The organism is Paenisporosarcina cavernae (assembly GCF_003595195.1).
Taxonomy (GTDB): Bacteria; Bacillota; Bacilli; order Bacillales_A; family Planococcaceae; genus Paenisporosarcina; species Paenisporosarcina cavernae.
On the sequence record NZ_CP032418.1, the window covers coordinates 524,501 to 546,757 of the forward strand.

A 22,257-nucleotide genomic window follows, 5' to 3' on the forward strand; every position below is an offset into this window, starting at 1 on the left:
GATGAAAATGCGAGAGGAAAAAAAGATGACTCCTACTCCAACAGGGCAAGCAAAATGGGTGTGGCCTACAGTCTACATCGCGTTTGCACTATTAATGGTTGGCCTCGTATGGGGCTACAATGCGTATATCGCAAATGATACGGAAGTTGCTAGTGATGTGACAGGAACCGAAGGAATGAACCCAGACGGGGAAACGGTTATTGAGACGAATGGCAACCTAGAATCGATGAAGTACCCGTTTGATGAAGCGCTTTTAGATCGCGTGACGGTTTTGCAGGATTTTTATGATATGACTGCAGATGCAGAAACGCGAGAAAATTCTCTGCTAGTGTTCAACCAAACGTATATGACGAATAGCGGGGTAACGCTTGCTGTTGATGGTGAGCCGTTTGAAGTGCTTGCTGCAATGAGTGGCACGGTGGAAGAAGTAGTGGCAGACGAATTTATCGGAAACGAAATTTCCATTAAACATGAAAATGGTTTAGTGACGAAGTATCGTTCCGTTGCAGAAATTCAAGTACAAAAAGGGGACACGGTTTCGCAAGGACAAGTGATCGGTACGGCGATTGCGAATGAGTGGAATCCTACAGCTGGTGTTCACTTAAGCTTTGAAGTAATCGAAAATGGTGAAGCAGTAAATCCTCGTGAATTTTTAGCGTTCTAATCACGGACGATGTGCATACACTACTAGTACTACCGATTCCGTCAGTGGAAGGATGGCTAGTTGCAGGAGGAATTAAAAAAACGTGTGCTGCATTTAGCTGAACTCATTCTTGAAACGAAACAGACCGTTCGCGAACTTGCGAAACGAACCGGATACTCGAAAAGTACAGTGCACAAAGACTTATCCGAACGCCTAACGAAGATTGACTCGGCCCTCGCAAAGGAAGTAAAGCAAATTCTCGATTATCATAAGTCGATACGCCATTTGCGAGGCGGGGAAGCCACGAAACTAATGTGGCACGAGAAAAAACAAAAAAACGTGGTGACGTAACTATGCGTCCTCACGTTTTTTTATTGTGATGGGGGGATGTGGAATGAAAGTTTGTAGTAGATGAAGAGTGTGCCTTGTTTTAGAGGCTTAGTTTATGATATGGGCCATTTTCACGTATTTCCAACCCATATTGAGAGATTTCCGGGTCATTTTGGGTTATTTCCGAGACATTTCAGGATCATTCCGTCCCAAAATGAAATAAAACCGCGACATTAACCATATTTATCCAAATAATAAGAGACATTCTTACACAATCTTGATTGCAATAACAAACGTCAACGCTGGGAAATTGCTACTTCCTTTATCTCAGGACAATTCTTGGGTTCATTCCGAAATAAACGAATAATGCTTAATCCTTCTCTCAGATTGTTAAAACCGGTTTATTATCGAAAAGTGTCAGTAGTACTTTCATTCCAACGTCAAGTGGGGTCGTATGAGAAAAAAGGATGTATTTGTTAATTCGTTATGATAAAATAGTCAGTTAGTAGAGTAAATTTTCAGAATCATACATAAGAGCCCATTTGGAAGGAGATTATCGCATTATGTTCGCGAAAGATATAGGAATTGACTTGGGGACGGCGAATGTTTTAATTCATGTGAAAGGAAAAGGGATTGTTCTAAATGAACCTTCCGTCGTGGCGATTGATAAAAAGACAAACAAAGTACTTGCTGTTGGGGAAGAAGCACGCAAGATGGTGGGACGTACGCCGGGAAATATTGTGGCGATTCGACCACTAAAAGATGGCGTTATTGCCGATTTTGATGTAACAGAAGCCATGCTGAAGCACTTCATTCAAAAATTGAATGTCAAAGGGTTCTTCTCAAAACCACGTATTTTGATTTGTTGTCCAACAAATATTACGAGTGTAGAACAAAAAGCGATTCGAGAAGCGGCAGAGAAATCTGGTGGCAAAAAAGTATATTTAGAAGAGGAACCAAAAGTAGCGGCAATCGGTGCAGGCATGGATATTTTCCAACCAAGCGGGAATATGGTGGTTGACATTGGTGGAGGCACAACAGACATCGCCGTGTTATCGATGGGAGATATCGTTACGAGCCAGTCGATTAAAGTTGCAGGGGATGTTTTCGATAACGATATTTTACAATACATAAAACGTGAGTATAAATTACTGATCGGGGAACGTACTGCTGAAAATATTAAAGTTTCTATCGGAACAGTTTTCCGCGATGGACGCAATGAGTCGATGGAAATTCGTGGCCGTGATATGGTGTCTGGATTACCGCGTACGATTGAGATTACGTCAAAAGAAATAGAGGGTGCACTTCGTGAGTCGGTTTCGATGATCGTACAAGGAGCGAAAAATGTCTTAGAAAAAACACCACCTGAATTATCTGCGGATATTATCGATCGCGGTGTGATTTTAACTGGCGGTGGTGCATTAATGCACGGGATGGATCTTCTTTTAGCGGAAGAATTAAAAGTACCTGTCTTCTTATCGGAGAATCCAATGGACTGTGTTGCGATTGGAACTGGGATTATGCTGGATAATATTGATAAAGTGTCACCAAGACTATGACCAATTGCCCTAGAAATTGGGGCGTTTTGTTCGATATAATGAAGAGATAGTAAAGAAAGGGTGAATCGATTGTTTCGAGGATTTTATACAGTAGCATCAGGAATGATTGCACAACAACGTCGCACAGAGTTATTGACTAATAATATGGCAAATGCAAACACGCCTGGCTATAAAGCGGATCAATCGGTCATTCGATCTTTCCCGGATATGTTGATGGCACGAATGGGAAGCAAATCACTTCCTGTTCAAGATCCACTATCGATGAAAAAGCTATCAACAGTCGGCGGAATCAGTACGGGAGTGTACATGCAAGAAACGCTTCCACACTTTGAGCAAGGACAATTGTTAGAAACAGAATTGCCAACAGATATTGCGATGCTTCAAAATACCGTTCCGATTAATGCAGATGGAAATCCCGGTGCGGTATTGTATCGCTTAGAAAATCCAGTTGCTGGAGAGTATTACACGCGAAACGGGAATTTCACGTTAGATGCAGATGGATATTTAACCAATCCACAAGGGTTGTATGTGTTATCGGATACTGGCCAGCGCATTCAACTGCAGAACGATGATTTCCAAGTAGAAGCGGATGGACGTCTTTTAGCTAACAATCAAGAAGTAGCGAGAATTGGCGTCTCTTTCTCGGCTGCACCAGAATCTTTGTTAAAAGAAGAGAATGGTTTATTCCGCACAGCAGACGGACAAAACTTGGCTTCTGCGTATGATACGGATGGCGTCGCATTTTCGATGCAACAAGGGTTTTTAGAGGGATCGACCGTAGATTCTGCAAAAACGATGACGGAAATGTTAACTGCGTACCGCGCATTTGAAGCAAATCAAAAGATCTTGCAAGCGTATGATCGCAGTATGGAAAAAGCGGTAAATGAAATTGGAAGAGTGTAGGGAGGATAAACGATGCTACGAACAATGTTGACAGCGACAAATACGCTGAACCAGTTGCAATCGCAAATCGATACGATCGGAAATAACTTATCGAATGCGGGCACGTATGGCTATAAATCCCGAGACGTGAAATTTCATGAGCTGCTTTACCAACAGTTTCAAAATGACAAGCTAGACCAAGCACCACGTTCGTCACCAGCAGGAATCCGATATGGAGTAGGTGCGGTCGTTGGACAAGCGGAAATGAATTGGAAACAAGGGACGGTGCAACAAACTGGTCGCCAGTTAGACTTTGCCTTCACCACGCCGAAACAATATTTCCAAATTTTAATGCCTGGAGCAGATGGCAATAAAACCGTCTACACACGACAAGGTGCTTTCTATGCGAATCCTACAGGAGATGGCGCGCTCGCATTAGTGAATGCAGATGGGTATTCCGTCGCAGATGCAAACGGCAATCCGATTATTTTAAATGAAACAGCACAAAACTTCTCGTTAACAGATGGCGGAAGACTAGATGTGCAAAATGCAGATGGAACAACGGATCAGTTCGATCTAGGCATCACTGTTTTACAAAGACCGCAATTGATGGAGCATTTATCTGCAACGTATATTACACTGCCGGACAATTTGAATGAACTTGGCGTCACGGCTCAAGACATTTTAACGAATTTACAAGGTGCAGACCGTGCGCAAATTGGTCTTGGGAATGGACAGTTAGAACAGTCTAACGTGAACATGTCGAAAGAATTTACGGATTTAATCAGTGCACAACGATCGTACCAATTCAATGCGAGAGCAGTCACAATGGGTGATCAAATGCTGGGCTTGATTAATGGTATTAGGTAAGGAGCTTATCGAATGACCGAAGAAAAAGTGGCACAGCAACAGCAACAAGAACAAGAAGAGGTACCAAAAAGAACCTTTTGGGTCCAAATTCGATTGTTTCCTATTTGGTTACGTATCATTCTCGTACTTGCACTAGTGGCAGCTGCAATGGCAGCCGGTGTGATGGTCGGGTATGGAGTAATCGGTGACGGAGAAGCGCGGGATGCGTTAAAATGGTCGACGTGGGATCACGTATTAAAAATTATGAATGGCGAGTAACTAGGAGGAACATATGTTAAACGCACAAGAAATTCAAGAAATTTTGCCGCATCGATACCCATTTTTATTGGTCGATCGCATTACAGAAATAGAAGAAGGAAAACGTGCAGTTGGATTGAAAAACGTTTCTATCAATGAAGAATTTTTCAATGGGCATTTTCCAGGATATCCTGTTATGCCAGGCGTTTTAATTATAGAAGCACTTGCGCAAGTAGGTGGAGTGGCTTTATTGAAAAAAGAAGAGAACAAAGGAAGACTCGCGTTCTTAACCGGAGTAGATAACTGCCGTTTCAAACGACAAGTATCTCCTGGAGATCAGCTTCGTCTGGAGGTTGAATTTGTCAAACTACGCGGTGCGATGGGGAAAGGTCATGCTGTTGCGACAGTCGATGGCGAAATCGCCTGTGAAACAGATATTTTATTCGCATTAGGTCCAGTCGTTTAAGAGACTGTGATTAGGAGGTCAAGTTTACGATGTTAAAAGAATTACCATCTGGAGTGAAGAGCAGCATCACACGCTCCATTACAACCGTTTTTGAAAATTATATGGCATCCATTGAATGGTCTGAGGAAAAATTTTCCATGGAATCATTTGTTGAAAAATGGAGAGAATACATAAATGACAACGCAACATGGATGGAAAAAATTTCAGAAGACGTCAAGCAAAGTCCTGAATTTCATGCAGAGCTTGCGGATAAAATGAATAAAGTCATCGAAAAAATATTAAATGAGCCACCATCCGAAGAGCAAGTAGCATCCATTGAAATGATACAAGAAGAACTTGGCACTCATTATGATTATGCGTGTAAAGCGGAAGCTTCATACGTAGAATCCATCCTAAAACAAAAACAATCCTCATAAGTCGTATTGTTCCCTCCTTTCTCGGGCAACCTACAGTGAATCACATTCATTGTGGTATTAGCGAGAAAGGAGGGAATTTTTTCATGGTGAAAAAAGGGATAGCACTAAGTTTTCTAGCAGCATTGATGCTTGCGGGATGTAATAACGACGACGACAACGATGCATTAGTGCCTCCGAATAATGAAACGCCAATGGAGGACATCCAAGAAAATCGAAATACTGATGGTGTCGGGCCAAAAATGGATGAAGAAACAAACGATGTCAACACCGATCACGACAAAGATATGATGAAAGATGAAAACACACCAGAAGAAGAGGTCATTGAAGACGACCTTGATGCAAGGGATAAAGACAATAAGGACAAGTAATACATTTGAGGATCTCCATCTGGAGGTCCTTTTTTAGTGTGGTAAGGACAGTTTCGGATTATTTGGAGCGATCGAAAATCTGGTGGGAACTTGAACTATCGCACATAATTTCCGAGAATCGCACCTTCGACAGGTGTTTAGTCATGGATATAGCATAGTATCTAGTTACTCTTTACTAAAAGTAATAGCTTTTAGTATTTTGATGATTTTCTGCAAGCAGAAAATCTAGTGAAGTGTTGCCATTTCGCATTCCATTCTCCTTTCCAACAAAAAAACGATTGAATAGTTTTTCTACTATTCAATCGTCGTTTCTATTGTTCTACTTCATCTTTTTTTAGTTTCGGCCGTTCACGCATGTCCGATTCGAAGCGAGTGACCAGTGCCTCACCAGACAAGCCGTCTTCTACAAGTTCGGATAGTAACGATTCCGCATATTTTCTTCTTGCTCGTTTTAACGTGCCTTTCATCAATACGGAAATGTAGTCACCGATTTCTTTTGTTGTGTAAACGATTACTTGGAATGTAGCGGGTTCATTTTCAGGGTAGGAAATGACAACCGAAACTTCGAGCATTTCTTCGCTAGCGATTGCTTCTGTAAAGAGATTGCTATGTTGTTTGTCGATATACATTTCAATGATCCATGAACGGTAGGAGTTTTCTTGGTTAATAATGATACCGTCTTCTAGGGGGATGTTCATTTTTTCGTTGTTTTTAAGTAATGCGATGGAGATCATTTTGAATGTTTTCAAGGAAATTCACTCCTTTTTTTTAGGTTTTTTCAAGTATACCATAATTGCATTTTTGGCTATTGCTTAAATCGAGTCGTACCAAGCGATACGTCGAAAATTGTATTTTTTTGGAAGGTGAAAATAAAATTTTGACCCCCCATTTTTGGGGCAAAATAAGTTTTCTGACGTTTGCACACAATTTAGGTTCGTCGGTACACTTTCGTCATGAAAGGAGGTGAAACGATGAACCATGTAGGAATGATTGGAAGAATGACGAAAGATCCAGTAATTCGTAAGTTGTCGGAAGGACGAGTACAAGCAACGTTTGTTTTAGCGGTGCAGCGCACGTTTAAAAGTCAAAATGGGGAGGATGCAGATTTTGTGTTGTGTTCTGTTTGGGGAAAGATTGCAGAAAATACCGCGAAATTTTGTGGGAAGGGTTCGCTGGTAGGTGTGACAGGTCGCATTCAATCAAGGTCTTATGAAAAAGAGGATGGGAATCGTGTCTTTGTGACCGAGGTAGTAGGTGAGGAAGTGCAATTTCTCGCGACTAAACCTAAAGTTCAGGATGAGCAAACGAGCGAAAGTGATTTTCCATCGAAAGATTTACTAGTCGACTTTGCCGCTCCAAAGGAAACGGAGTCTGCTGGGATCGTGTAAAAGGTTTGTGCCTCTGGTAAGACCGCGCCAGTGGAATTCTGCACGATGTACTTCTATACAAAAATTTGGAAAGGGATCATCCAATGGAGTCAACTCAAGTTGACGTAGTTCGTCTTGAACTACATATTGAACAGTTAATAAAAATAATTGCCCATCTAAATGAACGAGTGATTTTATTAGAAAGAACGATCAGTAGCAGCTAGAGGAGAGATTGATACAAGTGGGGAAGCGGCTGCATGGCAGCCGTACTTGTATCACCCAAATGTTAGTAATTCGCGTAAATCATCGTCCGGTAATTCCGTGATCCAATTCGACGATTGGATAAGGTCATCAGATAATGCTTGTTTTTCAATCAACAATTTGTCGATTTTTTCTTCAATTGTCCCGATCGTGACAAATTTATGCACTTCTACAAATTTCGTTTGTCCGATTCGGTATGCACGGTCCGTTGCTTGGTTTTCTACTGCAGGATTCCACCATCTGTCCGCGTGTAGAACATGAGAAGCGGCGGTTAAATTTAGACCCGTTCCACCAGCTTTTAGTGACAGCAAAAACACAGGGAATTCTTTTCGTTGGAAGGAATCTACGAGCGCATCACGTTGCCCTTTCGGCATGCTTCCCGACAAGAATGGCACATCAATATCATAGATCTCAGACAAGCAATGCTGGATTAAGTGACCCATTCCAATATACTGCGTGAAAATTAGGCACTGTTCTCCGTTTTCTGCTATTTCAGCAGCTAACTGAACTACACGCTTTAATTTTTCCGAACGCTCAAGCATATCCTCTGCATCATCAAACGCTTCTTTTAAATAAAGTGCCGGGTGATTACATAGTTGTTTTAGTTTACTCAGCATTTTAAGGATTAATCCTTTTTTCTCAAACCCCGAAAGTTGTTGCACTTTTTCCAGTGTCTCCGCAATTAGACCCTCGTAAAGAGAGGCTTGCTCCACTGTTAAAGGACAAAATTCTCGCTTCTCTTGTTTATCGGGAAGACCGAGTAATAAGTCACTGTCTTGTTTAGTCCGACGAAGTAAGAAAGGTTGAATTTTTGTACGCAATTTTTTCTTGTGCGCTTCCGAATTTTCACGCTCAATCGGAGCGATGAAATTTTCTTGGAATTTAGAAAAGCTTCCTAAGTACCCTTTGTAAATAAAATCAAAAATGGCCCATAGTTCGGACAATCGATTTTCAACTGGTGTACCGGTTAAGGCAATATGATGATCGCCATGCATTTTCCGAATCGCTTTCGATTGCTTTGTATGCATGTTTTTAATATTTTGTGCTTCATCTAACGTAATACTTGTCCATGATTTCTCGCTTAAAAAATGTGCATCTTGAGAAGCAGTGCCGTAAGTGGTCAAGACCACATCTGCTTGGGACCCGTCGAACAATGTTCCGCCTTCTGCCTCTTTTTCACGAGTATTCCCGTAATGCACATGAACGTGTAAATCCGGTGCGAACCGCTCGAGTTCTTTCTGCCAATTTCCAAGAACAGAAGTGGGACAAATAATAATCGATTGTTTCGGTGTCTTTTCTGTTCGGTGGATATGCAGTAAATAGCTGATTAGCTGTACTGTCTTTCCAAGTCCCATGTCATCTGCTAAACAAACACCGAAGCCGTTTTCGCGCATAAATACAAGCCAGTTAAATCCAATCACCTGGTATGGACGTAACTCCGTTTGTAACAATGGGGAAATGTCCGTTTCAGGTAATCCTTCTTTTTCACGCAATAATTGCACATATTCACCTAGTGCTTTTTCAAACTCAAAGGCAATAAGAGGATCTTCTTCTTCCTCTTCTTCCATGTCTTCTTGTTCTAACAACATCACATCAGGTGTTTCACGGAAAAGTAAATCTTTGACTGTCCATTCTTCTTCCTCTGTTTGCTCCATCCATTTGCGTATTTCATGCATCCAGTGAGCATCCATTCGGAACCATTCATTACCGGCTTGAATATATTGTCGATTATTGTCTACGATATCTCGAAACTGTTCTTCTGAAATTTCGTGTCCGTTCAACGAGAATTGCCAATTAAATTGCAATACTTCATTTAATCCAGCAGAAGTCTTGTAGGACTTAACCGAAGCATTCGTTCGCACTTTCATTTTTTGTTCTTTCACCGAGCGTAGCCAAGCAGGTAGAATAACTTCAAATCCAAGTGCTTGCAGTTTTGCTGCATCATCCCGCAGAAACTTCCGGACATCGACATCTTCTAACGTTTGAGAAAAAAACGATTCTTGTGGCGACAAATCTAACAATTCGAGCATGGCTTGTTGGGTGGAATGAATCCAGTCGACTTGGTCTGCCCATTTCTCTGGAACTGCTTCCCCAATGGGAAGATTCATTTTTCGTTTCGGTGGTGTCCAGTAAGCAGTATTCCGTTTCCCGCGTAAAACAGTTTCGAGTGTCCATTCATCGGAGAATACTTCTGGCTCCACTAAACGAAGTGCTAAAAATAATGTGTCGTTAGTCGACCGTTTGGTTAGTGGCCAACCACCATCTTGAAAGAATGGCAGAAGACTAGGGACATCTTGCATGGTTAGTCCAGCACCATACAGTGTTTTCGTTACGACCGCTTGGAAGTAGCTATTTTCCTCTTCTGTTAAATGAGGATGCGTGACTTCCCCAGAAGCGACGGACACTTCATTCCATAAAGTTGGTTGTTCATATAGTGCAGCGACCTTTTCCATTTGCCCTAGCTTCTCCGAACTAAACGGATCTGCTCCAGTCAATTGGACATAAGGATGTCGAATGGACGGTTGCAGTAAATCGACAAGATCTGCTGCGTGAAAAATTCCTTCATCCGATAGCGTCAACCCAAAAAAGGATGCTTCGTGTCGAAAAGTTAAATACGTAAGCCATTGCTCGGTGAATAAGGGGTAGCCCCCTGAACTAATCGCTTGTACTTGAAACATATTTTCATCGAGTTCTGTGAAGCGAAGTGTCAGTAATTTTTCTAGGGAAGAGACGGTAGATTGGGTAGAGGTCATTTCGTCAAACTTCCTTTCTGAATTTCTTCTTGTAGTGCACGTAACCGTTTATACTGCGTTTGAATTTCGGTTAAATAGTCTTGCCAAAAATCCACTTGTCCGGCTTTTTTTGCAGCAGTCTTCATCTTCTTCCAGATTCGAACGGCTTGTGTATAATTGGCACGAGATCGAGCAGCTACTTCTTTCATTGCCAAAAAGTGATAAAACGGAAGCAACTCACTTGGTGCTTCCTGCATCACACGTGAGAGACCGCATGATTCTGCGAAGTTAATCGACGAATTGTGCACGTGGTGCAGTGAAACCCATTCTTTATAACGCCCGCGTTCCAATAAAAACTGTGAATAGGGACGTAAACCATGTTCACCGAAATGGAAAAATAATTGTTCCCATTCCGTTTCCGTTAAGTCAATTTGTGCATACAACTGATAGATATCATTGACGACCGTGTTTCGATGCCACGTGGAAGTAGAATTCGTTAAATAGTTTGCTAAAAACGGCATCATTTTTCGTAGCAATGGTTCAAGTAAGTGATCCGAAGGCGATTGAGCCACAAAATCTGCAAAGGATAACCATGATTCAAGTAAATCGAGTCGAACAGACTGTAATGCCTGTAAATAGGCAGCTTCATCTTTTACGATTACCGCTATCGTTGCGTGTAACAGTACGGCCTGTTCTGTCTTCGATGCCAGGACGATTTGAAGCTCTTCTTCCATATCTTTTTTAGAGGGCAAGAGTGTAAGAAGATAATTCGTATAAAAAACGCGTCGTTGTCCTGCATTAAAACCTTCAAGTAATGCCAACTCACGCACCATTAAACGAATGTCAGCTAAAAAAGGGTCAAACGCGAACAATTTTGAGGAGGATTGCAGGGAATCTAATTCTGCATTTAGTGAAAATAATTCTTCCTCCAAAAGATTTCGCGCACTATATGGGTTGTCTTCTGGTAGACTCTTCCAAATGATACTTATCATGAGAAGTGTCGTATAAAAATGGTACATTGGAAGCCATTCACGCTCGAACGGACGAGAGCGCGCAATCCGTTCTTTTAATTCACGGAATAAAATCGGCATGTGATACATGTCATACCAATTTACTTTTCGTAAAAAGGCATACGTATGATATTCCACGATGGCTTTCCAAGAGTCAGGCGTACGATCATTTACAGGTAACTCTAGTGGTGGTGTTTTTGCTTTAAAGTCTTTCATCCACTGAGAGAGAGACATTTGATATTGATAAAGCATCAAGGCCATCACAAGTTCGTGACGACATCCACCTTCCGTCCCGCATTCGCATTCGAATTGGTCCTGCAACGGAAAATAATGTCCTTGAATGGTGTGGGCGTCTCTTATTGTAAAGGTGATTTTATGTTCGTTCGGTTGATACGCAACGACTTTTACTTGTCCATTACGCACAAGAAAAAGAGAACGTCTAACAGCGTGCTCATCTCGAGGATTTGTCATGTCATATCGTTTTTCTAAACGATGAATCGTTTTACGAACAGGTTCAGCGTATTTGATGCCAATTCGTTCTGCAGCACTCATTATTTCACTCCTTTTAGGAAAGGATCCATAAAAATTCAGGGAAAGCATAAAAAAAGCCTTCCTTTCATTATAAGCGTTTCGCACGCGTAAAGTAAGTGAAAGGAAAGCATTATTTATAGGCTTGAATATAACTTGTTAATAATAACTCGATTGTTTGTTTATCTCGTTCGTTAGCAGTTGTATAAATACTCGTCAGAGTCTCCAATAATTCCAGGAATCGATTGTGTGAAACAGCGTACGATTCAGACCCTTCGTTCGCTAAAGAGTACTGCACAACACCAGGATGTGCCGTTTGTAAAATTATGTTTGCCACTTCTCGACGAGGAATTTGATATAAATAACACATGGAAGCGAATTGCGAAATGGATAAATTCAACAGTCCACTTTCATATTTCGATAAAGCAGGGGGTTCTATAAGAAGTAAGGCAGCTGCTTCTTTATTCGAAAGCCCAGCACGTAAACGATACTCTTTCATAATCTCATGTAACAACTTTCATCCACCCCATTTCCACCTAACCATACAAAATCTAGATATAAAATGGAGTGAAATTTCCTTTATGGAAAATAAATTTCCAAACAAGAAATAAATTCGCTATTTACACACTCATGGAAAAATATATAATAGGAATATGTAACCAACGACTAACAAATGGATAACTTCTTATGGGTAAAAAGACTATAAAGGGGATAGATGTTTGAAGCGATATAAAATGAACTTGCCAGGATTAAAAAGGACAGAGAGGGTTCTGGCAGACGGCACACGGAAAATGGCGATATCGCGCCCGCAAGAAAATGTACTTACTTTAAAACCAACTGCAACGACACAAACCAATATCTCGGTGATAAAAGAAGTTCGAATTGATCAACGCACATTTCACAATGTGATTATTAATTTTCAAGAAGAGTATTGTGAATTTGAACTGCATGATCCATTTACAGCTGCCGTGGCGGCAGAATTTGTTCAATTGCGAAACGAAATGACGTTTCACTTTAATGGGAATTATCAAGGCTATTATTCCGAACGGCCAGCAAAAACAAAGAAATAAACACACGAAGTCTACACATCGATTGATCATCTACGTCACGTGTAGACTTTTCTTTCTTCTATAGAAACGGAATCTGAAACATTTGACACTATTTATCTATCTTTCCAACACATTCCGCTAAATATTTACCGATTACACCTACACGAAAAGGGGTAAAGTATGATAAACTACTAGTAATCAGAATATTCTGGTAAATAAGGAGGGGAGATTTATGTTACATGTTCAGTTAATGAAGCCATTTTATTCTCAGCAAGAAGGTACTAAAATGAAGTTGGTGTTCGCATACCAATATTTTTCTATAAAGAAAGATGAGGAATTATTTCATTTTATTCCAGTGGAAGGAAAAGAAATTATTGTGAATCTAGCAACGTATCAAGTGGAAAATCTATCGGACGTCTTTGTTTTCCAAAAAGGTAACCGCTTCATTCGTTTACCACTCTACCAACTATTATTAGTCTCAGACATTCATGTACATTTACAAACGATCTTGCAACACGGTTCGGTGCAACCAGAAGAAGAGCCTTTGAGCGATATTTTGGCGGTGGCTGACGAAGCAATCGTAGCTCTAGAACATGAGAATCGAGAAAGAATGATCGATTATGCACTCATGAACCGGGACGAAAACCTATTTAACCGTTTAGTAAATTAAGATGGAGGACCTAGAATTGGATAATTCAACCACATAAAAACACCTAATCCACTAAATGTGATTAGGTGTTTTTGTATGACTTTTTTGTGACAAAAAAGAGGTAATGCGTTCCTTCTTTTCGACTTTCAGAATATTTACACTTAATAAGTACGACCTTATATTCCGAAAGGAGAGGGTTCCCCTCATGACAATTCAAGGACAATTGGTTGGAAGAAAAGGATTTATCGTTTTCGCAGTGTTACTTTTAGTACTTTCGATGGCGTTGCCGTTTCAGGCAAATGCAGAAGGTGAACTTACAGTAGCAGAGGCTATTGCGAATAATGATGGTACGGCGACAGTTCAAGGATATATTGTTGGACAAGTTACGAGTACAAATAATGTGAAACAAGATGGAAATTACACGGCAGATACAAATGTCGCCATTGCGGACGATGCAAGCGAAACGGATACAACGAAAATGTTGTATGTCCAATTACCATCATCATTTCGCGCGCAATTCGGCTTGCAGTCAAATCCAGATAATATAGGAAAGAAAATCACGGTAACTGGATCGCTTGAAGCATACTACACGCATCCTGGTCTGAAATCACCTACAGCGATGACATTTGCAGATGGATCTGGTGGGGGAGAACCTCCATTTGAACCAATTGATCCGGCTACAGTTCGTGAAATTGGGATTCATGATATCCAAGGAGAAGGGCATATTTCTCCTTACGCAAACAAAACAGTAACCGGAGTTGTAGGTGTTGTTTCGTTTGTAGAAGACGACCGGAATGTATTCATCCAGGATTTATTCCCAGATAACAATGCAAAAACGTCGGAAGCTGCACTATTATATAAGCCTGCACACAATTTGCGTGTGGGAGATGTCGTTCTAGTAGAAGGTACGGTAAAAGAATGGGTACTTGAAGGTTATTCTGACAAATTACAAACCGATTTAAGCATGACAGAAATCAATGCCCAATACGGGAAAGTAACGAAGATTAACACAGCAGAAGTTCCTGCTCCAGTAATTATTGGGGAAGATGGACTTATGCCGCCAACGAAAGTAATCGATAATGATAACTTTGGCGAATTTGATCCACAGGAAGATGGTATTGACTTCTATGAAGCGTTAGAAGGGATGCTAGTAGGGATCGATAGCCCGCAAATCGTTTCTCCTCAAAAATATGGCGAAGTATTCGTCGTGCCAAATGGGACAGATACGTTTTTCAATGAAAAAGGTGCAATCAATATTTTCGAAGATGATTTTAATCCAGAACGAATCACAGTTGAAACAAGTTCTAATTTTGTTTCAAAAGCGGGAGATCGCTTTGAAGGGATGGTAGTAGGAGCAGTAAGTTATGGATTTGGTAATTATCAAATTCACACGGGTGGCAATGTGCCTGCTGTCATTGATGGTGGAGCAACTCGTGATGTGACAGATTTAGTCAAAGATGATGCGAAATTATCTGTTGCATCGTACAATGTCGAAAATTTTTCTGCGAATGAAAAAAATACGTCGGATGAGAAAGTGGCGCTGATTGCAGAATCATTCGTACACAATCTTCACTCGCCAGACATTGTGTCATTAGTAGAAGTCCAAGATAACAACGGACCGACGGATGATGGGACAGTGGACGCAACAGAAAGCTACGAACGTTTAGTTGCAGCAATTGAGGCAGCAGGTGGACCTTCGTATGCTTTCACAGATATTGCGCCTGAAGATAAAGAAGACGGTGGACAACCGGGTGGAAACATTCGCGTTGGATTCCTCTATAATCCAGAGCGTGTATCCTTAGCAGAAGGCGTTAAAGGAACGGCAACAGAAGCGGTGGCGTTTGAAAATGGCTCACTAACATTAAATCCAGGGAGAATTGAACCTGCGAACTTCCCGAATACACGGAAATCACTTGCGGCTGAATTTTTATTCCAAGGAGAAAAAGTAGTTGTCATTGCGAATCATTTGAATTCAAAATCAGGCGATCAATCGCTATTTGGCAAGACGCAACCTCCGTTTTTAGGATCGGAAGCAGAACGAATTGAATTAGCAACCATGATCCAAAACTTTATCGCAAGCGGCATCGAACAAGATGAAGGCTTAAACGTCATCGTCGCTGGAGATATGAATGACTACGAATTCACACCAGCACTAGCGGCACTAAAAGGAAATACGTTAACAAACATGGTCGAAAAAGCACCACTTGAAGACCGTTTCTCGTATGTTTACCAAGGAAATGCGCAAGTGCTAGACCATATTTTAGTATCAAACAATCTAGCAGATCGTACGGAAATCGACATGGTTCATATGAACTCCACGTTCATGGAAGAGCACGGACGTGCATCCGACCATGATCCTGTCTTAATCCAAACGCTATTAACAAAACCAGCAGATGGAATTGTGGAAGAAGATGAAATGGATATCGAGATTACACAAGACGATATTACCATCTCCATTCCTGAAGAAGAATTGTTCGAAGAAACGCGTGTTGAGTTAAGTGAAACTACATTTGCCAACTTTGTAGACTCTGGCAAAGATGTCATCGTCGACTATGGTGCATTCGAAGCGACATTCGATTCGTCGCAATTAGCAAAAATCGATGCGGCAGTAGATGGAGACATTACATTCACATTGGATCAAACAGCAGACGAACACTACGATAAAGGAAAAGCATTAGTAGATCCGTTTGCCTTCTCTGTGGAAGATGAAGCAGGAGAAGACGTATCGATCAACTGGACAAAACCAGTTTCCTTCGTCTATGAATTCGAAGAAGCAATTGACGCAAAACACGTCAAAACATTTTACTTGGACGAGCGCGGAAACTGGAAAAACGCGCCAGTAACAAGCAAAAATGTACGATGGACATTCCAAGTGAAAAACACGGAAGCAATGACCATCGTGAAAACAAAATAATCTCGATCGTATGTGCGCACTCTAGTAACTTGCTAGAGTGCGTATTTTATTTGAAAAGAAAGAATATCGTTTTACGGAGAATCGATCACCTACGCCCGAGAATTGATCGTCTGTCTCGGAGAATCGATCGCCTGCGCCTGAGAATCGATCGTCCACCCGTGAGAATCAATCGTTTGCCGTGGAGAATCGATCGTCCACCCGTGAGAATCAATCGTTTGCCGTGGAGAATCGATCGCCTAAACTCGAGAATCGATCGTTTACCCCCGAGAATCTATCGTATACACTCTAGAATCGATCCCTTACCGCAAATTTCGCCAAACTCGTCCGTTCGTACTGCTACTCGACAGAGATAGTGTGATAGAATGGTAGAAGATACTATTGTCCGACAAGAAAGGGAATTACTACCATGATTTTTGATTTTCGCTTTTGGCATTACTTAGGAAACCAGTCTTCGCTTCATCTCGATTTACAAGAGAAGCAGATGCGAGGATTTTATAAACGCGTGTGGCTGGTCGGGTTACTCGGCTTTCTTTACTACATCGCGCGCGAACTTTGGGGAATGAATACAGAAAACCTCACAGGTGTGTATACCGTATTAGGATATGACGGCTATACGATTGCACGTCTCGTCTCCCTCGTAGGTATTATTTTATGGGCAGCCATCTATTTGGCATTCCATTTTTACGGAGTAGCGTTTATTCTACATAAAATTTCATCCATTCCTTTTAGACAATTGCTGGTTTTACAGCTATTTGTTACAGCACTTTTATTAGTTGAAAAAGGTATTATTTTTGCGGTATTTGTCTTCTTAGGTATGACTGCGCCCGTGTCATTTTTATCGTTTGGTCCACTTGCAGCTACTTTTTTAGGATCCGCGTTTTGGGTATTTTTCTTCAATCAATTGTCGATTTTTACTGCAGTTATTATTGCGATACAATATCGCTTTATTCGAGCATTTTCGGACATTCATCCTAGAATGATCTTACTCATTTTAATTGGCATCCACTTAGTAATGGCGTTACTCGTTGCAGCGTTTGGCTATCTTCCACTCGAGAATTGGTACAGCCAGTTAGTGGAAGGAGGTGCTGGAAATGAATAAGCAGACGCTTGTCACCATCGGGTTCACAGTTGCGATTGCATCATTTCTAGCAACGAATGCGATTTTACTATTTAGCGATAAAAGCACCATTGCCAAAACGTTTTATGTACATGAATACGAAAAAGTGACAGTAGGCGACTACAACGAACAAATTCCAAAAGAATCGTTAGTAGCACCATTTTCCGTATCGACGGTCTATGTTGCAAATGAAGACACCGTTGAACAATGGCTTCTAAAAGAAGGAGACCCAGTCACAGTTGGAGCGGAAATCGCAACCATCAATCGAACCTCAGCAGATGACCAACGAGCGATTTGGGAAGCCGAGAAGCAAGCAACTGAACGAGAAATAACAGATTTAAATAGCACCGTCAACTCGCTTGAAGCTGCGCGTCAATCGTCGGATAACACGACGTATGGCAATGAAAATTCGAATGTTACCACTCCTGGAGCTGAAAAAACAAATGTTGGTGTGAATGTGAACGTCAATGTTGATGTCGACCAAGAAGGCGCATATGCAGGGGCAATCGCCGAAACACGAACAAAGCTTGCAGAAGCGGAACGTCGTTTGCAAATTATCGACGCACAACTCGCTCAAACAGGAGCGGAAGCCATTCTGAGTCCTGTTGACGGAGTTATTTCGGAAATCAGAGAAGAAGGCGGGAAAATTGCCGTCGATTTATTCGCAAAAGAGCGCATCATCCTTACGTATGCGACAGAAGACCAATGGAAAACCATCACGCCAGACAATCGCGTGTGGATTCAAGTGGACGGTGTAGATGATCCGATAGAAGGGACCGTTATTTCTGTAGCGCAAGTGCCTGCGGCGGATACAGCTTGGCTAAAAGCCTACAAAAAGCTGGATCCGAAGGAAGAAACAAATCCCCTTCACTATTACGAAGTGCGCGTGCAGCCACTGACGCCACTCGATACAGTACCTTACGGATTAGAATCCAATGCAGTTGTTTTGGTGAATGAAGCATCGAACGCTGTATCGGTTCGTCAACACTGGTTAATACATCGTTTCGAGAACGAAGCTACCGCGCAACGTGTAAACGAACACGGATACGCAGAAAAAGTACCTGTTACAATTGCATTTGATACACCAACACGTTCGGTCTTAACAGACGGACTAGAAGGTAGAGCGACCATCATACAAGCACCCGTTATCGATCGCTATCAATATGCGCCACGCGTATTCTACCCAATGCCAGTGGATTCACCTAGCTGGAATAGCGTGAAACACACACACTGGAAAACATATCTACATTATCTATTTTTCTAAACGAAACCGCACCTAGAATGGGAATTTCTAGTTGCGGTTTTTTTCTATTCATTTCCGACAAAATCCGACGATATAAATGATATTACATACTATGGAGGTTACGACGTTGAAGTTGCAAAAGTTAAGTTCTAAAATCCTCTTTTTCCTATCAATGGCTGTCTTACTAGCGCTAGTCGTCTTTACTGGCTTTCTTTATTTCCAAACAAAAGCATCTGTGGAACAATCCATTCGTTCCGAGTCCGTCAAACTCGCAGAAGCATTCTCCAAACAAATTGACGGAGACGCATACGAACAATTTATGCAAAATCCATCCGAGAATAACGACTATTGGGAACTACGAAATCAGCTAAATGACCTTCGGGAGCAATCCGGGTCTACTTATGTATACACAGTAGCCACCGATGACAAAGACGTTCTGATCATTGTCGACGGGATGCCTGAAGGTGACGACATGGCGGCAGAGCTTAACTCACCAACCACTGCAACGACATATGAAGACGTATCCGTCGTGCAAAACGGTGACACGAACAGTACATCCATCGTTGAAGACCCTGAATACGGCAATTACTTATCTGCGTTTGCGCCAATTTATAACAGCAACAACGACGTCGTCGGAATTCTAGGAGTGGACGTCGCAGCAGACAATGTAGCTGCAATTGAGTCCACGGTGATGAAAAAAACATTGCCAATTGTGCTGATTTCGCTCGTTTTCTTCATGGCACTCATGCTCGCGCTTCTTTACTGGTACATCACCGCTCGTCTAGCACCGGTCACAAAGTTAACAGAAGCAGCGACTCAAATGGCGCAAGGCAACATACGAAATGCCGCAGAAATTGCTCGCTCGATCCAAGTGAAAGGGCAAGACGAAATTCCACGCTTCACCCAAAGTTTCTTAGAAGCAACGGAACAACTCGATCGGTTATTAACCAAAACGAAACAAACAACCGCCCTGCTAGTGGACGAAGCGGGGCAGCTCGATACCATTATCGCAACCGTACGTACATCTAACGGCCAAATCACCGACAATATCTATCAAATCGCAAAAGGCTCTGAGCATCAAAAAGCCACAAATGATGAAGCCGTTCAGGCAATGGAAGAAATGACAATTGGCATCCAGCGCATCGCTGACAGTTCCACCAACGTCGCGGGATCATCAAACGAAATGACAAATCTCGTCGAACAAAGTGCCAACAAAGCATCAGACGTCTTGCGACAAATTCGAGAAGTCGAACAATCTGTTCTCTCGACCGAAGAATTTATCAACCGACTCTCAAACGGCTACAAAGCCATTGAAGAAACCATCGACGTCATCTCGGATATCACCGATCAAACCAATTTGCTCGCGCTTAACGCATCCATCGAAGCTGCTCGCGCAGGTGAATCAGGTAAAGGATTTGCGGTTGTGGCGAATGAAGTGAAGAAACTCGCAGAACAATCTCGTGCTTCGGCAGAGAAAGTATCAACGCACATTCTTTCCTTCAAGAACTTAACGGTTCAAGCATTAACCGAAGTTCAATCAAGTGCGGAACGGATGAAACAGGGAACGGAGTCTGTGGAAGGAATTACGTCCTCTTTGGCATCCGTTAAAGAAGTCGTGAAGCTCGTAAACGACGAAGTGCAAGATGTCTCCGCAGTAACGGAACAATTGTCCGCAAGTTCAGAGGAATTACTCGCCTCCACGGAAGTCATCCAAAGCTTAGTAGATGAATCCGTACACGCAACAAAAGACGTTGCAAGCTCTGCAGACAAACAAGTCGAGACGGTCGATTCACTCGAACGAACAATGGAAAACTTACGAACTTCTTCGAGAGAATTAGAATCAGCGATCAATAAATTTAACTAACATCTGCAGGAAGCATTCGCTTCCTGTTTTTATTTGGTGAAAAAGAGCAGCATACTAAAATAATTGCCATTTTAAATAGAAATTTGTCAAATTATCCGAATAATAAAAACTATCACTAAATTTATAGATTATTTGAACTATATAAGGTATAATTTTACAGCATGCCATTTTACGTGATAGGGGGAATTTAAATGAGGTTGCAGGTACAGTCATTTGCGATCGTAGCGTTTTGTTCACTTGCATTTTTCGCCTTATTTTTACTCATTTTCAAACCCTATTATTTAGAAGACGCAAACGAATTAGATCAGATTGCCTTAGAACGAGATGTCAATCGGTTAAACCGAACACTTGAAAACGACTTGGATTTATTAAAACGACAAACAGTCGATTTAGGTGTTCGAGACGATGCGTATTTGTATATGCTAGACAAAAACCCTCTATTTATGAACGAGTATTTTACTGGTGATACAATGGAAAATAACCAAATAAATTTAGTGCTTATGCTGAACGAAAACAATGAATTAGTTGCAGGTAGATACCAGTACAGTGATGTAGAAGATGCCTACTCCGTTACACCGAAATATGCAAACGAACTTATTCGAGAAATAGAAAACGCGGACAATTCTCTCTCGTATATCCGCACATCAAAAGGACTTTACATGCTTCAAATGAGTCCCATTAAAAAGAGTAATGGCAAAGGTGACGATGTAGGAGTCATGATCCTTGGGAGATTACTCGATGACCATTATCTGTCCGGGCTTGAACAAAACTTGTCCGTTGATATTGTCGGTTCCAACATACAAACGAGCAACAAACCATTGGAAAACACATTTATTCAGAAAAATGAACGAGAACTGATTGGTACAGTCTTTATTCCGCAAAGTGAACGTAACACCTATACAGCACTCGAAATAGCACGTGAACGATTGTACTACTTAGAAAAGAAAAGCAATGTAAACGTATTATTCATCTTATTTGGGGTGTTAGTATTAGTCTACACAGCAGCGATTTTCTTCTTCATGAATCGCTACATCGTTTCCCGAGTGACAAAGCTCTCGACCCATGTAAACAACATTCAACAGAACAAACTCAAAACGAAAGCAATTCCACATAGCCACGGAGCAAAAGATGAAATCTTCCTGCTCGAGCGTTCGATCAATCGATTACTCTACACTTTAGAGATGAAACATGAAGAAATTCAAAACTTAGCGCTATACGACGCATTAACGGGTCTGCCAAACCGAGCAAACATCGAAAGAGAATTTCCGAAATACTTGAAAACAGCCGCAAACATGCATGTCCTATTCATGGATTTAGATGGCTTCAAAGCAGTAAATGATTCGTATGGACACCGAATTGGCGATACATTGCTAAAAACCATTTCTTTCAAAATTAAAACCGTCGTCGATAAAGAATTAGGTATCGTCGCTCGAATCGGAGGAGATGAATTTGTCATCTTACTGAAGAACCGCACGAAATCGGATATGGAACGATTTTTGAAAAAGCTTTACCAAGTTTTAAACGAAACAATCGAAATCGATGGGTACCAACTCACTGTTACACCGTCTATTGGGATCAGCCAATATCCTGAAAATGGTGATGACTACGAAGAACTGATCGAACAGGCCGACATGGCTATGTATCAAGCGAAACGACAAGGAAAAAATCAATACGCTTACTTTCAAAAAGAAGGCGAAATGATTTCCACATAAATAGCCATGGAACAGGAAAACTCCTTGATCCATGGCTTTT

General features: G+C 41.5%; 21 protein-coding genes. 17 read left to right on the forward strand and 4 right to left on the reverse strand.

Annotated features, from left to right (window positions below; all coding sequences use genetic code 11):
* Window positions 1-7: 7 nt before the first annotated feature.
* The 9 genes from D3873_RS02755 to D3873_RS02795 all read left to right on the forward strand — a co-directional run bounded on the left by D3873_RS02755 (window position 8) and on the right by D3873_RS02795 (window position 5,771).
* Window positions 8-664, forward strand: a complete 657-nt coding sequence (locus D3873_RS02755; protein WP_119882586.1) for a M23 family metallopeptidase — start codon at window positions 8-10, stop codon at window positions 662-664.
* A 60-nt stretch (window positions 665-724) separates the two neighbouring features.
* Complete coding sequence (locus D3873_RS02760) at window positions 725-994, forward strand: sporulation transcriptional regulator SpoIIID (protein WP_119882587.1); 270 nt, start codon at window positions 725-727, stop codon at window positions 992-994.
* A 542-nt stretch (window positions 995-1,536) separates the two neighbouring features.
* Window positions 1,537-2,532, forward strand: a complete 996-nt coding sequence (gene mreB / locus D3873_RS02765; protein WP_119882588.1) for a rod shape-determining protein — start codon at window positions 1,537-1,539, stop codon at window positions 2,530-2,532.
* A 69-nt stretch (window positions 2,533-2,601) separates the two neighbouring features.
* Window positions 2,602-3,435: a flagellar hook-basal body protein gene (locus tag D3873_RS02770; RefSeq protein WP_119882589.1), complete on the forward strand. Its 834-nt coding sequence runs from the start codon at window positions 2,602-2,604 to the stop codon at window positions 3,433-3,435.
* Between the two features lie 12 nt (window positions 3,436-3,447).
* Window positions 3,448-4,284 carry a flagellar hook-basal body protein gene (locus D3873_RS02775; protein ID WP_119882590.1) on the forward strand — a complete coding sequence of 279 codons (837 nt, stop codon included), beginning with the start codon at window positions 3,448-3,450 and terminating at the stop codon, window positions 4,282-4,284.
* A gap of 12 nt (window positions 4,285-4,296) precedes the next feature.
* The gene (locus tag D3873_RS02780) at window positions 4,297-4,542 is read left to right on the forward strand and encodes a DNA-directed RNA polymerase subunit beta (RefSeq protein ID WP_119882591.1); all 246 of its coding nucleotides are present in this window, start codon (window positions 4,297-4,299) and stop codon (window positions 4,540-4,542) included.
* Between the two features lie 13 nt (window positions 4,543-4,555).
* Window positions 4,556-4,987 (forward strand): 3-hydroxyacyl-ACP dehydratase FabZ, encoded by a 432-nt coding sequence (fabZ, locus tag D3873_RS02785; RefSeq protein WP_119882592.1) that lies wholly within the window; start codon window positions 4,556-4,558, stop codon window positions 4,985-4,987.
* 29 nt (window positions 4,988-5,016) lie between these two features.
* On the forward strand, window positions 5,017-5,403 hold the full coding sequence (locus D3873_RS02790; protein WP_119882593.1) for a hypothetical protein: 387 nt from the start codon (window positions 5,017-5,019) through the stop codon (window positions 5,401-5,403).
* Window positions 5,404-5,486: 83 nt separating this feature from the next.
* Window positions 5,487-5,771: a hypothetical protein gene (locus tag D3873_RS02795; protein WP_119882594.1), complete on the forward strand. Its 285-nt coding sequence runs from the start codon at window positions 5,487-5,489 to the stop codon at window positions 5,769-5,771.
* Window positions 5,772-6,082: 311 nt separating this feature from the next.
* Here D3873_RS02795 and D3873_RS02800 read toward each other — a convergent pair whose 3' ends face one another.
* Window positions 6,083-6,520: a YwpF family protein gene (locus D3873_RS02800; protein WP_119882595.1), complete on the reverse strand. Its 438-nt coding sequence runs from the start codon at window positions 6,518-6,520 to the stop codon at window positions 6,083-6,085.
* Window positions 6,521-6,742: 222 nt separating this feature from the next.
* Between D3873_RS02800 and D3873_RS02805 the strand changes: the two genes are divergently transcribed.
* Complete coding sequence (locus tag D3873_RS02805; protein ID WP_119882596.1) at window positions 6,743-7,159, forward strand: single-stranded DNA-binding protein; 417 nt, start codon at window positions 6,743-6,745, stop codon at window positions 7,157-7,159.
* A gap of 254 nt (window positions 7,160-7,413) precedes the next feature.
* On the opposite strand, the gene D3873_RS02810 is transcribed toward D3873_RS02805, so the two are convergent.
* The 3 genes from D3873_RS02810 to D3873_RS02820 form a co-directional block, all read right to left on the reverse strand.
* Entirely contained in the window at window positions 7,414-10,152 is a 2,739-nt protein-coding gene (locus D3873_RS02810) for a DEAD/DEAH box helicase (protein ID WP_238473814.1), read from the reverse strand.
* Window positions 10,149-11,693 carry a hypothetical protein gene (locus tag D3873_RS02815; RefSeq protein WP_119882597.1) on the reverse strand — a complete coding sequence of 515 codons (1,545 nt, stop codon included), beginning with the start codon at window positions 11,691-11,693 and terminating at the stop codon, window positions 10,149-10,151. Before D3873_RS02815 ends, D3873_RS02810 begins: the two co-directional genes overlap by 4 nt.
* A gap of 109 nt (window positions 11,694-11,802) precedes the next feature.
* A complete protein-coding gene (locus tag D3873_RS02820) occupies window positions 11,803-12,183 on the reverse strand; it encodes a helix-turn-helix domain-containing protein (protein ID WP_119882598.1) in 381 nt (126 codons plus the stop codon).
* Window positions 12,184-12,388: 205 nt separating this feature from the next.
* Between D3873_RS02820 and D3873_RS02825 the strand changes: the two genes are divergently transcribed.
* The 7 genes from D3873_RS02825 to D3873_RS02855 all read left to right on the forward strand — a co-directional run bounded on the left by D3873_RS02825 (window position 12,389) and on the right by D3873_RS02855 (window position 22,217).
* On the forward strand, window positions 12,389-12,739 hold the full coding sequence (locus D3873_RS02825; RefSeq protein ID WP_119882599.1) for a hypothetical protein: 351 nt from the start codon (window positions 12,389-12,391) through the stop codon (window positions 12,737-12,739).
* 211 nt (window positions 12,740-12,950) lie between these two features.
* Entirely contained in the window at window positions 12,951-13,388 is a 438-nt protein-coding gene (locus D3873_RS02830) for a transcriptional regulator (protein ID WP_119882600.1), read from the forward strand.
* A gap of 184 nt (window positions 13,389-13,572) precedes the next feature.
* Window positions 13,573-16,281 (forward strand): DUF6359 domain-containing protein, encoded by a 2,709-nt coding sequence (locus D3873_RS02835; protein WP_119882601.1) that lies wholly within the window; start codon window positions 13,573-13,575, stop codon window positions 16,279-16,281.
* A gap of 406 nt (window positions 16,282-16,687) precedes the next feature.
* Window positions 16,688-17,380, forward strand: a complete 693-nt coding sequence (locus D3873_RS02840; RefSeq protein WP_119882602.1) for a hypothetical protein — start codon at window positions 16,688-16,690, stop codon at window positions 17,378-17,380.
* Complete coding sequence (locus tag D3873_RS02845; protein ID WP_119882603.1) at window positions 17,373-18,662, forward strand: HlyD family secretion protein; 1,290 nt, start codon at window positions 17,373-17,375, stop codon at window positions 18,660-18,662. Before D3873_RS02840 ends, D3873_RS02845 begins: the two co-directional genes overlap by 8 nt.
* 106 nt (window positions 18,663-18,768) lie before the next feature.
* On the forward strand, window positions 18,769-20,505 hold the full coding sequence (locus tag D3873_RS02850; RefSeq protein WP_162920118.1) for a methyl-accepting chemotaxis protein: 1,737 nt from the start codon (window positions 18,769-18,771) through the stop codon (window positions 20,503-20,505).
* 191 nt (window positions 20,506-20,696) lie between these two features.
* Window positions 20,697-22,217, forward strand: coding sequence for a sensor domain-containing diguanylate cyclase (locus D3873_RS02855; protein WP_119882605.1), 1,521 nt, complete (start codon window positions 20,697-20,699; stop codon window positions 22,215-22,217).
* Window positions 22,218-22,257: the final 40 nt, after the last annotated feature.

Coding starts and splice junctions, on each gene's coding strand:
- D3873_RS02840 (WP_119882602.1), top strand. CDS start 16,688: ATGATTTTTGATTTTCGCTTTTGGCATTACTTAGGAAACCAGTCTTCG.
- D3873_RS02810 (WP_238473814.1), bottom strand. CDS start 10,152: ATGACCTCTACCCAATCTACCGTCTCTTCCCTAGAAAAATTACTGACA.
- fabZ (WP_119882592.1), top strand. CDS start 4,556: ATGTTAAACGCACAAGAAATTCAAGAAATTTTGCCGCATCGATACCCA.
- D3873_RS02775 (WP_119882590.1), top strand. CDS start 3,448: ATGCTACGAACAATGTTGACAGCGACAAATACGCTGAACCAGTTGCAA.
- D3873_RS02790 (WP_119882593.1), top strand. CDS start 5,017: ATGTTAAAAGAATTACCATCTGGAGTGAAGAGCAGCATCACACGCTCC.
- D3873_RS02805 (WP_119882596.1), top strand. CDS start 6,743: ATGAACCATGTAGGAATGATTGGAAGAATGACGAAAGATCCAGTAATT.
- D3873_RS02835 (WP_119882601.1), top strand. CDS start 13,573: ATGACAATTCAAGGACAATTGGTTGGAAGAAAAGGATTTATCGTTTTC.
- D3873_RS02845 (WP_119882603.1), top strand. CDS start 17,373: ATGAATAAGCAGACGCTTGTCACCATCGGGTTCACAGTTGCGATTGCA.
- D3873_RS02815 (WP_119882597.1), bottom strand. CDS start 11,693: ATGAGTGCTGCAGAACGAATTGGCATCAAATACGCTGAACCTGTTCGT.
- D3873_RS02755 (WP_119882586.1), top strand. CDS start 8: ATGCGAGAGGAAAAAAAGATGACTCCTACTCCAACAGGGCAAGCAAAA.
- D3873_RS02830 (WP_119882600.1), top strand. CDS start 12,951: ATGTTACATGTTCAGTTAATGAAGCCATTTTATTCTCAGCAAGAAGGT.
- D3873_RS02855 (WP_119882605.1), top strand. CDS start 20,697: ATGAGGTTGCAGGTACAGTCATTTGCGATCGTAGCGTTTTGTTCACTT.
- mreB (WP_119882588.1), top strand. CDS start 1,537: ATGTTCGCGAAAGATATAGGAATTGACTTGGGGACGGCGAATGTTTTA.
- D3873_RS02795 (WP_119882594.1), top strand. CDS start 5,487: ATGGTGAAAAAAGGGATAGCACTAAGTTTTCTAGCAGCATTGATGCTT.
- D3873_RS02780 (WP_119882591.1), top strand. CDS start 4,297: ATGACCGAAGAAAAAGTGGCACAGCAACAGCAACAAGAACAAGAAGAG.